The organism is Exiguobacterium sp. s166 (assembly GCF_018618855.1).
Taxonomy (GTDB): domain Bacteria; phylum Bacillota; class Bacilli; order Exiguobacteriales; family Exiguobacteriaceae; genus Exiguobacterium_A.
The window spans coordinates 32,748-47,143 of sequence record NZ_JACSMU010000005.1 but is presented as its reverse complement, the minus strand read 5'-3'; the positions used below and the strand labels follow the sequence as shown (position 1 = coordinate 47,143).

Sequence of the window (14,396 nt, the reverse complement as noted above, 5' to 3'; positions counted from 1 at the left end):
GTCAGACTCCTTCTACAATTTCCTTGATTTGCTGTTCGACGAGAACGACTAATTCTTTTTGCGACAATGATTTAGGATCAATCGGTTTTAGAATCGTAACATCGACGGTCGCCGGACGAATGCGTCCGGTTTCCTCCATGACACGATAACTGCCCGAAATCGCAATCGGAACGACAAGTGCACCACTGGATGTGGCCAGTGTAAAACTCCCTGCCTTGAACTCGGCGACAGGACCGCCTTTAGAACGTGTGCCTTCCGGAAAAATAATCATCGACTGACCATCTTTAATCGTCTCGATTCCGGCCCGGATGGCCTTTAACGATTGTCGTCGATCTTTGCGGTCAATCATGACACATCCCATCAGATTCATCCAGACATTGACGATGGGAATCTTATTAACTTCGATTTTTGAGATGAACGCTTTTGGTTTATCAATTTTCCCGAGTAGAATCGGAACATCAAAATTTCCTTGGTGATTGGCGATAAAAACAACCGGTTGATCGGCCGGAATGTTTTCCTGACCGGTCATCCGGACTTTGACTCCGGCAAGACGGAGCAGTGAGTTTGCCCAGGCATGGGCAACTTTTTGTGTGTATACATATCGTGCAGCGTGTGTTCGACGTTTTGCCCCCGGGAGAAACGGTAATGTAAGGGGTAGAACCAGTCCGAAAAATATGAACCAGATGATTGTGCGTAACATAGTGGCATCAGACTCCTTTTCTACTTTCATTATTATTGTACAAAAAAAGACCGGGTATCGCACCCAGTCTTCGTCATCATTCCCAATAACGAGGTTCCGACTCTTCTTCGGTCTCTCCAAGTTCAAACGTCAAGCGACGGGTCGTCGGATTAATCGAGAAAGAGGCGTTAGTATTATCAATCTGTTTGATTTCCATCGTTTCCTCGTCAAGGATTAATGTCAGTCGGACCTTATCTTCGTGATCGACAAGCAAGACACCGTCTTCTTTTAACCACAGGTCGATGACAGGCGAGTAACGAAGGGTCCAACCGTTGGATAAGGGAATTTCATTCATAGTGACTCAGTTCCTCCTAGTAATACGAAGTTAAAGCGGTTCTTTATTTATCATGCTGTTCTGTCGCTGATAATGCAAGTGGTGGAATGGATTCCCGTTGCTCGTAAGATAATTGATACGATTGTTCCCGCTTTTTCATCCGTTCATACTGCTTTTTGACTCGACGGTGTTGCACATATTCATGATAAGACTGGTGAGATGTCCGAATGAGTTGTCTGAAAGAAGAGAGCGATAAGCAGATGGCAAGTGTGAAAACGAATACACCGATTGAATCTGTATAATAGCCGGTCGTATAGCTCAAATATGTACTGATGAGACCCGTAAACGTCGTGAAAAGGTAAAACCACATGACATGCCCTCCTTGTTTAGATGATATACATCTTTAAAGGAATTCGTGGTAAAACCAGGATTTCCTGTATCACCCTGTGAAACTTCGGGAAAAATAAAAAAATCCACACGCTTAGTGTAGATTTTATGGAGTATCGATATGTTGGAGTGCAGGTGTCTTTGGAGACAGATCTGTACTGTTCGAACCTTCTGCAAAGACGATTCCGATCGTTGCGAGGAACGCAAAAAAAGCAAATACCAATGTTTTTGTGAAGCGTCTTGCGAAAGAACGCGATTGAATGTTATGAAACATGTTTTTCCCCCATATTTAACTAAACTAAACCTTCTTTTTCCTATTGTTTTATCATATCTCTTTTTTTCAAAAAAATCACTCAAATCAGAACCGTTCACAAAAATGTCATATTTGTTCACTTTTGCTTCATGTCAGAGAGGGGAGGAAAAAGAGTATAGTATGATAGGTGATACGCAGAAACCGGGAAAAAATGATGGAAACGACAGAAGGGAGATGACCACTCATGGCATTACGCGCAGGACAGGTTGTCACATTAAAAGTAGAACGAGAAGCAGAGTTTGGTGTTTTCTTAAGCAACGGGGAAGAGGACATCTTACTTCATAATAATGAACAAACGAAAAAACTGGAACTTGATGAAGAAGTAGAGGTCTTTCTTTATCAGGACAATGAAGGACGACTCGCCTCTTCGATGACGATTCCAGAAGCGTCATTTGAAGATTACGTCAAAACGACGATCAACGGCACGCGTTACAATACAGGTGTATTCGCCAATATCGGAATTCAAAAAGACGTGTTAGTATCACTCGATGATTTGCCACAACGCCGGACATTCTGGCCGGAAGAAGGAGATCAGCTTTATATCCGCCTGAAGCATGACCAGAAACTTCGTTTACTCGGAGATCCCGCTCCGTATGCTTATTTCAACTTACAGGCAAAACCGGCACCGGAAGAGTGGAATAACATGGACGTTGAAGGGCTTGTTTTTGCTCAACGGGACCCTGGTGTAAACGTCTGGGTCAATGAACAGACGATTGGTTTTCTCCATGAACAAGAGATGGAACGCTGGCCGCGACTTGGAGAAGTTATGAAATTACGGGTGACAAATGTGAAGCCAGATGGTACAGTATTACTTTCAGCAAGACCACGTGCTCACGAGGCAATCGACATCGATGCGGATTTAATCATGAATCATCTTCTTGAACATGACGGTCAGATGGCGTATGGTGATAAGACACCTCCTGAGACGATTGATGAGGTATTTGGCCTAAGTAAGGCTGCCTTCAAACGTGCTTTAGGTCGATTGTTGAAAGACAAAAAAATAGAAAAACATGAAACGGGTATTCGGTTAACGAAATAAGTTGACCAACTTAAGCCTACGTTTCGAATAAATAGTTAGGAATTCATCATTTTGGTGGTTGCGGCTGGTACTTACCGGCGACCATTTCCAAATAAAACCCCATCACTAGTGGGGGCAAGCGGCGCGAATTCGAGCGTTGTACGGTCCGGGCATCATGCCTTTCCCTCGCCCTTATGGCAACGATTATGATGGTGACTTCCCTAAACATTATTATACGCAGAAATAGCCCCTATCTTTAAGGAAGAGGTTCTGCTATAATAGGTAGTCGATTGTATTCGTTACGGTAGCGTCTGTTTAGTGGCAGACGCTTTTCATATGACAAAGGAGAGTATTTAGCATTGACAACATTTCGTGAATTAAATCTTAGTGAGGCACTTATCAAAGGTGTCCTAAAAATGGGCTTTGAAGAAGCAACTCCAATCCAAGCAGAAACAATTCCAGTCGGTCTTAGCGGCGTTGACTTAATCGGTCAAGCGCAAACAGGAACAGGGAAAACAGCTGCATTCGGTATTCCAACGATCGAGCGTCTTGACGCAAAATCACGCCATATCCAAGCATTAATCCTTGCACCAACTCGTGAACTTGCGATTCAAGTTGCAGAAGAACTAAACCGCATTGGTGAAGTAAAACGCGTTCATGCCTTGCCAGTATACGGTGGTCAGCAAATCGACCGTCAGATTCGTGCGCTTCGTAAGAACCCACAAATCGTCGTCGCGACACCTGGTCGTCTAATGGACCACATGAACCGTAAAACATTAAACCTCGACCACGTCCAAACAGTTATCTTGGATGAGGCAGATGAAATGTTGAACATGGGATTCGTGGAAGATATCGAAAAAATCTTGGGTACACTTCCGCCGACTCGTCAAACACTTTTATTCTCTGCGACAATGCCGCCGCAGATTCGTAAAATCGCAGATCGTTTCATGACGACTCCGACTCACATCAAAGTAAAAGCAAAAGAAATGACTGTCGAAAACATCGACCAATCATTCATCGAATTAAAAGAAAACCAAAAATTCGATGTGCTTTGCCGCTTGATTGATACGGATTCTCCGGAACTCTCAATCATCTTCGGTCGTACGAAAAAACGTGTTGATGAGATGACAGAAGGACTTGTCCAACGTGGATACACGGCTGACGGTTTACACGGTGACTTAACACAAGCAAAACGTGACCAAGTTATCCGCCGTTTCAAAAAAGGAACAATCGATATCCTTGTAGCTACAGACGTAGCGGCACGTGGTCTTGATATTACAGGCGTTACACATGTTTATAACTTTGATGTCCCGCAAGATCCGGAAAGCTATGTTCACCGTATCGGCCGTACTGGTCGTGCTGGTAAAACAGGATCAGCGATTACTTTTGTTACACCACGTGAATTCGGTCAGATCAAAACGATCGAACGTGTTACAAACAAAAAAATGTCGCGTCGTCATGCACCGACACTTGATGAAATCCTAGAAGGTAACTTGAAACTTGCTGCACAAGAATTAATCAAACGTGTAGAAGCGAAAAATGCTCAAGAGTATACAACACTCGCTCAGGAACTTCTTGAAGAGTACGAAGCAGTTGAATTGATTTCAGCAGCACTTAAAGGATTAACGAAAGAGCCGGATGCAACGCCAGTTCAAATTTCGTCAATCGAACCAATCCGTGTGAAACGTTTTGGTAGCAACGGTGGCGGCGGTAACCGTCGTCCTTACGGTAACAAAGGTGGATCAGGTTCTGGTTCTTCTTCTAACCGTAGCAGTGGCGGATACCGTGGCAGTAACCCACGTGGTGGGGAGCGCCGTGAAGGCGGTCGTCCTTCTGAAGGAAACCGTAGCAGCAGCACATCTTCTTCTTCAGATCGTCGTGAAGGTGGATACGCTGGTCGTAACCGCAGTGAAAGTGATCGTAACCGTGGCGGACGTAAACCACGTTTTGAAAAGTAAGAAGTTTGAACCGATTTGTCACAGACAAGTCGGTTCTTTTTTATGAAATCTCGTGCTAAAATGAGCAATGAACGATATAGAGAGGGCGGAATCTTGTGTATATTACCTACGCTTTGGCATTCATTTGTCTGATAGTGCTAGTCGTCGCAACGAAACGAATTAGTGAACAGACGACAAAAGGGCACTTCCGTTATATTCCTTTGGCGACTTTGTTATTTGGCGGAATTATCTTTCTTGTCTTGGCGATTGGCAAGGGCGGGGCGACCGGCATTCAATACGGAGTCCTCAGCATCATTTATCTTACAGCGACATTTGGTGTTTATCTGTACATCGCAATCAGAAAAGATACGACCTTATTTTAAAGACAGGACCTCTCTGATTACAGAGGGGTTCTTTTTTTGATAAGATGGAACAAGAGAAAAGGGGGGCAGAAGAATGGATGCCTTAGATGTCATTGTTCATCCCGAACAAATTGAAGCTTGGTTTCAGCCGATTGTCGGAGCGGCGCCTTTTAAAGTGGAAGGGTATGAAATTCAATCCCATTTCCGGGGAGAACCATTAAAACCGTTTTTTCAAGAAGACGATGTACCGATTGAGTATCAGCTCGAAGTGATGAGTCATGTCATTCGACATGCGTTTCAAAAAGTACCGACGGATGCGCATTCGTTTGTTTTAATCCGCTGCCGACCGGCCTGGCTGTTTGAGAACGGAGGAGAAGATTTTTTAAGCATCTTGCGTGATGCACAAATCGATTTTCCGGAAGACCGGTTATATGTCACATTAACGGATGTGCAAGTCGATGATTTTGATCGACTCGGCCGGATTGTCGCCTATTATCAAAACTCCGGTTTGAAGGTCGCATTAGACCGGGCAGAAGCGACCAGTCTGGAACGAGTCTTTTCGATGTCGCCGGATATGTTGATTGTCGATTTGGCATCGATGATTGAGAAAAAGACTGTGTCGGCCAGTTATCCGCATTTACTGCAGACGATGGAACATCTCTGTGATCAACTCGGCGCGCCGTTGTTGTACAAAAATATCAGCCATCTTGGTCAGTTGCGTTATGCCTGGCAGCACGGCGGACGATACTATATGGGAAATTTACTCGGTGAAACAACACCGGACTGGGTAACGACATGTCCGGGAATGGAGATTCTTCTTCACGAGGTCCCGATGTTTTATAAATATGACCGGGAACAGATGAACCGGCTGTTTCAGCTGGAGCAGGATTGGACGATTCGTTTTAACGAATATTGCCAGTCGATCAAAGCAGAGGAAGACCTCGACAGTTGGCTGTTGATGCTTGCGAAAAAGATGGAACCGGAGTTTATCCGCTTTTATATCACGGACGCGAACGGCTTCCAGCAGTCATCGAATATCAGTAAAAAAAGTGGGGACTGGAAACGGTATTCGTTTTACCAAGGGTACAATTGGAGTTTCCGGCCGTACTTCATCCGAACGACGGTCGCAATGGAACGACGGCATACCGGTTACTTATCCGACCGTTACGTCGACTTCAGTTCAGGTGAACAGACACGGACCTTCAGTATGCCGCTGAATAATGGGATGTTCTTATTTGCTGATATTTCAGCAGACTATTTATATCAAGAACGATTGAGTGAATGAGGAGGAAATGAATGATGTTGGATTATGATTACGATGCACTACGTGAAATTGGACGGATTGTCGCGATCGCCCGCGATGAGATGGCAAATGCCGTCAAACCAGGGATTACGACAAAGGAACTGGACGAGATCGGGGCACGTATCCTGAAAGAACAAGGAGCGGAATCCGCACCGATCGTCATGTATGATTTTCCGGGAGCAACTTGCATCAGTGTGAACGAAGTGGCAGCACACGGTATTCCGGGTGCGTATGTCATCCAAGAGGGAGATATCGTGAATGTCGACGTTTCCGCTGTGAAAAACGGTTACTACTCCGACACGGGCAAAACCGTCATCGCAGGACAAGCCCGTCGTCCGGAAGATGTCCGCTTAGTTGAAGTCTCGTTGTCTGCCCTTGAAAAAGGATTAGAGAAAGTGAAAGCCGGGACAAAGGTGAATCAAATCGGCAAAGCGATTTATGCCGAGACACGCAAGAGCGGATTTACCGTCATCCGGAACTTGGCGGGTCACGGGTTAGGGAAGACGTTGCACGGCGAACCGGAGTCGATTTCGAACTACTTCAGCCGTGAGGAAAACGACTTGTTAAAAGAAGGGCAAGTCATTGCCGTTGAAACGTTCATCTCAACAGGCGACGAATTTTGTATGGAAGACGAGAAGGACGGTTGGACATTATACACACCAAATAAAAGTTTGGTTTCTCAATTTGAACATAGCGTCATCGTCTTAAAAGACGGGTATGAAATCTTAACAAAAGTCGATTGAGTCAGGAATCGTCAATCGATTACACCAAACAGGAGTATCAAGTCCCTCGATTCGAGCGGGATGTGATACTCCTGTTTGTTTAGAGCCTTTTTGTTGAGACGGCTAATCGTTCAAGGCGTTCGCGGGAAACCGGATGTTCCGCATACCGGATCGAGCCGTTTTCGACGATGTAGTCCTGTTCTAGCAAATCTTCAATGAAGTATTGATCGGTTCCGGACATATCAATCGGATAAGCAAGTCCCGGTAAAGTGGCGAATGCCAACGTTTGGCGTCGGCCAATCCCGCTCTCAAACATGCCGCCTAGCCAGTACGATGGCGCCATGCTTCGGACATCGAGCGCTGCTGTCAAACCGCCGAGACGAGCCGGTTTGATGTTGATGATTTGACCTGCCTGCAGTGTCCGCATCAGCAAGGCATCCTGCGTCGTCTGAATAGATTCATCGAGACAAAGCGGTGTCTTGAGTAACGAGACAGCCTGCTGATGACTTAACCAGTCATCAGCAGGAAACAGCTGTTCCATCATCAGCAAAGAGAACGTATCCCACTCTTGAAGGAGTGGTAAATCCGACAAATAAAAACTTCCGTTGGCATCAAACATCAACGGAGCATCCGGAAAAGTCTTTCGAACCTGTTTAAGAATAGCTGTATCCGTTGGAGCCAGTTTCAATTTAATCCGCTCGAATCCATCAGTCAATGCCTGACCTACAGCTTCAATTGTCTGATCGGCAGAGGAACGTCCGAGTGCTTTTCCACACGGAATTGCCAGCGTCGCATCACCACCCAAATAGGTCGCAAGGGAGATATGTTCCGCTTGTGCAAACAGTTCATGAACGGCCCCGTCAAACATCGCTTTTGCCATCTGATTTCCTTTGATCGGCTGAAAGCGTGCAGGGACGTCAGCGGGTGACGATAAAGGTTGTGCCGCAAGCAAACGGTAAAGGAGCGGTGACAGGGCACGAAGTGAGTCTTGTGTTTCTGCCGTATACCAAGGTGTCTCAAAAGCGACACCTTCTCCGTAGCCGATTCGACCTTCTTGATCGGTCAACCGGAGAATCGTTGTCTGTCGTTTCGACAACGTGGAGATGGCGGTCTGCATCGGCTGACGAAACGTCAAATCCACATCAAATAGTTCCGCGCTGCGAAGGGTGATTGCCGTCATAGTGACTCCTTCAGCTGACGCCGAATCAGTTTACCGTTGGCGTTACGCGGTAATGTATCACGGTAAAAATAAGTGACGGGACATTTGTATTTTGCCAGTAAACGTCCCATTTCTTCGCGGATACCAGTCTCTGGCATCGTACTGACGATGAAAGCGACCGGTACTTGCCCCCAGATCGGGTCAAATCGTCCGACGACACCGGCTTCCGTAATACCTGAAATCGATAATAGGGCAGCTTCGACTTCGGCCGGATAAACATTTTCACCACCGGAAATGATCAAATCACTTCTACGATCCAATACATACAAGTAACCATCGGCATCGATTCGTCCGAGATCTCCTGTCTTCAAATAGCCATCCGCTGTAAAGGCGGCTGCAGTCGCCTCTGGATTAGCAAAATAACCGTTCATGACAGTCGGGCCTTTGACTTCAATTTCCTGGTAACGATTGATGCGGATTTCCGTCGGAGCAATGGCTTTACCGGCAGAACCAATCTTTCGAATCGCTTCTTCCGGCAGGAGTGTCGCGACTTGGGAAGCAGTCTCGGTCATTCCGTACGTTTGCATGACGGGAATATCACGGTCTAACGCGCGGGTCAGAATCGGTAAAGGTACGGGACCGCCACCGGTCAGGACGACACGCAAATCAAACCGGCGCAGTCCGGCTTCAAGCAAACGATCTAACATGACTGAGACGAGAGAAATGTGTGTAATATGTTCTGTCTTGATCCATGTAATGGTCTTATTCGGTGAAAAATGAGGTTCAAGGATAAGTGGAACACCATAGATGACGGAACGGTAGACGACAGCTAAACCGCTCATATGAAACAACGGTGTGACGACAAGGAAACGGTCATCCGGATAGGAGCCGGTATGACGGGCCGCATTCATGGCGCTCGAAAAGTGATTGAGCATCGTTTGTTCGACCGCTTTTGGCCGTCCGGTCGTTCCGCTCGTAAATAACATCGACTGGATATAATGTTTCGGCATATGACGCACGAGAACATCGGGCGCCGGATCGACTACTTGAAACGGGAGCCGTTTGACCGGTGCATCAATCGGTCGGTCTGAGATGACGAACCGGACATCAGCTTGTTTAAGTTGCATCTGCACTTCCGTTTGACTCAAGCGGATGTTGATTGGAACGATCGTCAATTCAAGCAACTGGGCGGCGTGAACGGCGATGATATAACTGCTGCTGGAAGGACCGTATAACGCGATACGATCACCACGGGAAAGCAGGGGAGCCCAGGAACTTGCCAGTTCATGTGCTTTTGTGTAGAGCGCGGACCAGGTCAAACGTTCGCTGTCCGTGATGAGAGCAAGATCATCCGGTTGTTCTTTAGCACGTGTGTAAATCCAAGGGTACACGGATTACCACTTCCTTTCTGGATGATGATAAGAAAAAGGTTCAAACGTCTTTCGACATTGAACCTTTTTTGTATTATGGGAATCGTGGAAACTGTCCAAAGTCAGGATCACGTTTTTCTTTAAACGCATCGCGTCCTTCTTTTGCTTCGTCTGTCGTGTAATACAGTAATGTTGCATCACCCGCAAGTTGTTGGATACCTGCAAGACCGTCTGAATCGGCATTAAATGCAGCTTTTAAGAAACGAAGTGCTGTTGGTGAGTGCTGAAGGATTTCAGAACACCATTGGATTGTTTCTTGCTCCAGATCAGCCAGTGGAACGACCGTATTGACGAGGCCCATGTCAAGTGCTTGTTGGGCATCGTATTGACGGCAGAGGTACCAGATTTCACGTGCTTTTTTATGACCAACGACGCGAGCGAGGTAACCAGAACCATATCCAGCATCGAATGATCCGACTTTAGGACCCGTTTGACCGAATTTCGCATTGTCAGCTGCAATCGTTAAGTCACAGACAAGGTGAAGAACATGTCCGCCACCAATTGCATATCCTGCAACCATTGCGATGACCGGTTTCGGAATAACACGGATCAGGCGTTGTAAATCAAGAACGTTCAAGCGTGGAATTTCATCCTCACCGACATATCCACCATGCCCGCGGACTTTTTGGTCGCCGCCTGAGCAGAAAGCAAGATCGCCTTCACCAGTCAAGACGATGACACCGACGTTTTGATCGTCACGTGCACGTGAAAAAGCGTCAATCAGTTCGTGGACGGTCTTCGGACGAAAAGCGTTGCGGACTTCGGGACGGTTGATCGTAATTTTAGCGATCCCATTCCATTTTTCATACTTGATGTCTTCGTAGCTACGGGCAGATGCCCATTCTGGAACGTATCTCATTTCAATTCCCCCATTTAATTAATTAAGAGTAGTTTCTCTACTATTGTAACAAACTTTTCCGGTTGGTCGATATGTGGGGCGTGTGATGCACCGTCAATTAAATGAATTTTTTCGGGTAAAGCAGCTTCGATAGCAATTTTTTTAAATTTACTGTCCTCGGTCCCGACAATCCAGTCAATTGAAGAAGGGTCGAGTAAGTGCCAGACCGGAGCCATATTGCCTGTTCCTTGAGCGATCAAAGAAGCGGCCAGTCCTTCCGGTGATTGTGCCAGTCGTCCACGGCGGATCGACTCCCGTATTTCAACCGGTAAATGACGTTGACTTGCAAAAAGCGGGAGCGACTCCCAGTAATCGATGAAAGCTGTCAGACCATCCGTCAATAAACGATCGGCGAGACGGCGATCGGCTTGACGACGTAACCGTCGTTCATGTGCCGAGCGGATGCCTGGTGTCGTACTGATGGCAATCGTCTGTTTCACCTGTTTCGATGTCGCAGCAAGCAGAAGGGCGATTCGACCGCCCATGGAATAGCCTAACACCGACCAGTCTTCGTCACGGGTCGCAAGTAAGGTCTGCAAATCCTTTACCTGTTCCGTCAGGCGCATCCGTTGGTAAGGAGCAGCAGCTGTCCGACCATGTCCGAGCAAATCAATCCGATAGACGGTATAGTCTGATTGCAACCGGCTTTCGAGCAGATCCCATGTGGCACTGCTCCCGGTAAAACCGTGTAATAGCAACAAAGGCGGACCGCTTCCTGTCATCTCGACATGGTATTCCTGATGCCGCAGTTTCATCGGAATGCGTCCTGCAATGCCTGATTCGTCTGTTCCCAAATCAAGCGGTGGAGACGAACGTTTTCCGGACGATCGGTGACGATTTCCAAGACACGTGTCGCAGTCGCTTGTTGCTGCAACGTCGACTTGAGCTGCGTAATCGATGAAATCCGTTCATATTCTACCCCGTAGCCGGCAGCCAAGTGGCTGAAATCAACGTCTTGTGCCGTTCCAAAAAGGGGTTCAAACAAAGCAGGATCAAGATTTTGTTGCGGTAGAAAACTAAAGATACCGCCGCCGGTGTTATTCACTAAAAGTATCGTGATCGGGACAGATCGTGCCATCATCAATCCGTTGATGTCATGTAAGAACGCAAGATCACCGACCAGGAGGTAACGATTGTCGGCTTCATATGTTGCGCCGAGGGCACTTGAAAGAATCCCGTCAATGCCATTGGCTCCTCGATTGGCGAGGATACGCAGCGGCGTACGCGTCGGTAAAAACGTATCGAGGTCGCGGATCGGCATACTGTTCGAAACAAATAGACTGCCTTCCGTTAAATCATTTAATGCCCGGACGACGTTGTATTCCGTCAGCTGGTCTGCATCCAAAGAAGAAAAGACAGTCTGGACGATGTGCTCTGCCCGTTGAAGGGTCTTGAGATAAGATACATCATGCGTTATGACGGGGACAGTCTTCATTTGGCTCGGATGACCACTTAAAAAGTGGGCCTGCAACTGGGGATCACGCCAATTTCCGGGATGCCCGACAACTGTCGTTGGAATACCTTTTGACCAAAGAAGATATGGTTTTGATGTCGGCATCGCACCGAATCGTAAAATATGATCCGGTCGGATATCATCGTGAATCGCTGTTTCTTTTAACCAGGTATCGTAATAGCTGAAAACCGTATCGTTAGAAGAACGGCGGCCTTGACTCAATGGATCGGCTAAAACCGGAATCCGCGCACGGTCGGCATAGTCAAGGATGATTTGTGTATCCGCAAGAGAAAGTTGAGGTCCGATGACAATCAAAAGACGCGGAATTGATAAAATTTCAATCCATTTTTGTGTATGTTTTTCTACTGCCGGTTGATGCGGTTGTCCGACCGGCTGACCCGTTTGCAGTAAATCCAGTTCTGGAATCAATGGTTCCCGAAGTGGAATATTGATATGGACCGGACCAGCAGGCTCTGCCAGGGCGAGAAGAACGGCGCGTTCCGCTACGTGCTGTACGTACGGAAGAGCAGTATCTTCCGGCAGCGGAAGGTCAAAGGCATGCCGTACCTGCTTCCCGTATAGACCGACTTGATCAATCGCTTGGGGGGCACCGACTCCACGTAATTCATGGGGGCGATCCGCCGTCAATACGATTAACGGCAACTCGAAGATGTTTGCTTCCGTCACGGCAGAATAATAATTCGTGGCTGCCGTTCCGCTCGTACAAATCAAAGCGACCGGACGCAATGTATCTTCCGCACGTGTTAAACCAAGGGCAAAAAAACTAGCCGACCGTTCGTCAACGAGGACGTGGGTACGGCTAAAAGGGTGAAGAAAAGCAGCGATGGCAAGGGGGGTCGAACGAGATCCGGGACTGATGACAAAATCCCGGACTCCGCCTTTCACTAAATTATCGATTAATGCATGCATCCATTTAGTCAACATAAATATCATCCTTTTCTATCGTACAAAGATGCGACAGGGCCTGTAACATCGGTGATAGTTTTGTATCGGTTTCTTCCAGTTCACTTTGGAGAACAGATCCTTCGACAATCCCGCAACCCGCATAAAGAACAGCCGAGCGGTCGGTAAACAGACCGGAGCGGATGGCGACGATGAATTCACCATTTTCCTGTCCGTCCATCCAACCGACGGGAGAACCGTACCAGCCACGTTCGAACGTTTCGATTTCGCGGATCGCAGCGACGGCCGCCTCCTTGGGTTCTCCACCCAGTGCAGGTGTAGGGTGAAGCTTCTCGATCAGCTGAAACAGACTGACTTCAGGTGAAAGTGTTGCATTGATCGGCGTATAGAGATGCTGGATATGGCGATTCTTCAGCAACATCGGTTCATCCGGTTTGGTGATCGCTGTCGAGAGTCCTTGAAGTGTATTTTCAATCGAGTCGACGACAATCGCGTGTTCGACACGGTTTTTATCATCCTGTAACAATGACTGTCCCAGTGCGGCATCTGTTGTCTCAATCGCGTGTCGAGGAGCGGATCCGGCAACGGCGGCTGTTTTGAGCTCAAGACCGGATTTTAAAATCAATCGTTCCGGCGTCGCACCAAGGAAAGCTTCATCTGTCGTCGGTTGAAAGAAGAAGATATAACTGCCCGGCTGCGAAGACTCGAGTTCTTCGACGAGTCCTGCCAAATCAATTGGCTGATCGAGCTCATAGACGACCTCACGGGCTAAGACGATTTTTTTAAGTGACGTTTTTAAGAGTTGTGCCGCTTGATGAAACGAGGCTTCAAAAGCATCATTTCCGTCACGCGTCAGACGAATCCGTGTCACGAATGGAGTGGACTTCGGTGTATGCAATTCTGCATATTCTACTGCCAACTGGTTGAGAATCTTTTCTGCGTTAGATTGCGGTTCAACGAACGCAAAAACCGTTACCGTCGTTCGTCCATCCTGTTCCAAGTAAAGATACTTGGGAATGGTCATCGACGCTTCTCCAAAAGAAGACCAACGATATTCAGTATGCTTGAGTTCAGAAAAAGAAAAGCCGCAAAAGGCAAATAAATCGGTGCCGACATGATCCCGATTCAAATTTGACCACATGGACTGCATCCGTAAGAAACGATCGTGTCCTGCCGTCTTTAGTTGTTGCGTAATGCCAAAACCAATGGCACGCATGGACCGATCAGGTGTCGTAAAATAAAAGCGTTCTTCTGTTCCGAATGACAGTGCGCTGACATCCTGCGTCTCGACATTCCACGAATACGCGGCGATAATAGACCGTTGATATGCATTTGCATGACCAACAGCACGTTCAATACATTGTTTAAGCTCATGTTGAGCGTAAGCCATACCGCTCATTGCCCCCTAGTCTAAAGATACTGTGATACGTTTCACTTATTCTCAGTGTAAACTTTTTATCTGAAAAAAAGAAGGAAT

15 protein-coding genes are annotated in these 14,396 nt (G+C 47.1%); 5 read left to right on the top strand and 10 right to left on the bottom strand.

Translation table 11 applies throughout. The features are described 5' to 3' along the window. Position 1: 1 nt before the first annotated feature. The 4 genes from KNP93_RS11720 to KNP93_RS11705 all read right to left on the bottom strand — a co-directional run bounded on the left by KNP93_RS11720 (position 2) and on the right by KNP93_RS11705 (position 1,674). Positions 2-700 carry a lysophospholipid acyltransferase family protein gene (locus tag KNP93_RS11720; RefSeq protein WP_131973605.1) on the bottom strand — a complete coding sequence of 233 codons (699 nt, stop codon included), beginning with the start codon at positions 698-700 and terminating at the stop codon, positions 2-4. Between the two features lie 76 nt (positions 701-776). Further along, positions 777-1,034: a hypothetical protein gene (locus KNP93_RS11715; RefSeq protein WP_131504204.1), complete on the bottom strand. Its 258-nt coding sequence runs from the start codon at positions 1,032-1,034 to the stop codon at positions 777-779. 43 nt (positions 1,035-1,077) lie between these two features. Further along, entirely contained in the window at positions 1,078-1,383 is a 306-nt protein-coding gene (locus tag KNP93_RS11710; protein WP_131504203.1) for a hypothetical protein, read from the bottom strand. Between the two features lie 123 nt (positions 1,384-1,506). Next, positions 1,507-1,674: a hypothetical protein gene (locus KNP93_RS11705; protein WP_012369521.1), complete on the bottom strand. Its 168-nt coding sequence runs from the start codon at positions 1,672-1,674 to the stop codon at positions 1,507-1,509. Positions 1,675-1,897: 223 nt separating this feature from the next. Here KNP93_RS11705 and KNP93_RS11700 point away from each other — a divergent pair, with 223 nt between their 5' ends. The 5 genes from KNP93_RS11700 (at position 1,898) to map (ending at position 7,076) form a co-directional block, all read left to right on the top strand. Beyond that, the gene (locus KNP93_RS11700; RefSeq protein WP_114596826.1) at positions 1,898-2,752 is read left to right on the top strand and encodes a S1-like domain-containing RNA-binding protein; all 855 of its coding nucleotides are present in this window, start codon (positions 1,898-1,900) and stop codon (positions 2,750-2,752) included. Positions 2,753-3,090: 338 nt separating this feature from the next. Continuing rightward, on the top strand, positions 3,091-4,689 hold the full coding sequence (gene cshA / locus KNP93_RS11695) for a degradosome RNA helicase CshA (protein ID WP_131504202.1): 1,599 nt from the start codon (positions 3,091-3,093) through the stop codon (positions 4,687-4,689). A 95-nt stretch (positions 4,690-4,784) separates the two neighbouring features. Then, complete coding sequence (locus KNP93_RS11690; RefSeq protein WP_131504201.1) at positions 4,785-5,051, top strand: hypothetical protein; 267 nt, start codon at positions 4,785-4,787, stop codon at positions 5,049-5,051. Positions 5,052-5,124: 73 nt separating this feature from the next. Further along, on the top strand, positions 5,125-6,315 hold the full coding sequence (locus tag KNP93_RS11685; RefSeq protein WP_131504200.1) for an EAL-associated domain-containing protein: 1,191 nt from the start codon (positions 5,125-5,127) through the stop codon (positions 6,313-6,315). Between the two features lie 14 nt (positions 6,316-6,329). After that, positions 6,330-7,076, top strand: coding sequence for a type I methionyl aminopeptidase (gene map, locus KNP93_RS11680; RefSeq protein WP_188005415.1), 747 nt, complete (start codon positions 6,330-6,332; stop codon positions 7,074-7,076). 79 nt (positions 7,077-7,155) lie between these two features. Here map and menC read toward each other — a convergent pair whose 3' ends face one another. The 6 genes from menC to KNP93_RS11650 form a co-directional block, all read right to left on the bottom strand. Continuing rightward, a complete protein-coding gene (gene menC, locus KNP93_RS11675; RefSeq protein ID WP_214855408.1) occupies positions 7,156-8,235 on the bottom strand; it encodes an o-succinylbenzoate synthase in 1,080 nt (359 codons plus the stop codon). Next, on the bottom strand, positions 8,232-9,605 hold the full coding sequence (menE, locus tag KNP93_RS11670) for an o-succinylbenzoate--CoA ligase (RefSeq protein WP_131973604.1): 1,374 nt from the start codon (positions 9,603-9,605) through the stop codon (positions 8,232-8,234). Before menE ends, menC begins: the two co-directional genes overlap by 4 nt. Positions 9,606-9,678: 73 nt before the next feature. Beyond that, a complete protein-coding gene (gene menB / locus KNP93_RS11665) occupies positions 9,679-10,503 on the bottom strand; it encodes a 1,4-dihydroxy-2-naphthoyl-CoA synthase (protein WP_026829150.1) in 825 nt (274 codons plus the stop codon). 14 nt (positions 10,504-10,517) lie between these two features. Further along, positions 10,518-11,297 carry a 2-succinyl-6-hydroxy-2,4-cyclohexadiene-1-carboxylate synthase gene (gene menH, locus KNP93_RS11660; protein WP_131504196.1) on the bottom strand — a complete coding sequence of 260 codons (780 nt, stop codon included), beginning with the start codon at positions 11,295-11,297 and terminating at the stop codon, positions 10,518-10,520. Beyond that, on the bottom strand, positions 11,294-12,940 hold the full coding sequence (menD, locus tag KNP93_RS11655; RefSeq protein ID WP_188005188.1) for a 2-succinyl-5-enolpyruvyl-6-hydroxy-3-cyclohexene-1-carboxylic-acid synthase: 1,647 nt from the start codon (positions 12,938-12,940) through the stop codon (positions 11,294-11,296). Before menD ends, menH begins: the two co-directional genes overlap by 4 nt. Continuing rightward, complete coding sequence (locus tag KNP93_RS11650) at positions 12,930-14,309, bottom strand: isochorismate synthase (RefSeq protein ID WP_131504194.1); 1,380 nt, start codon at positions 14,307-14,309, stop codon at positions 12,930-12,932. The genes menD and KNP93_RS11650 overlap by 11 nt, the downstream gene beginning before the upstream one ends. Positions 14,310-14,396 lie beyond the last annotated feature (87 nt).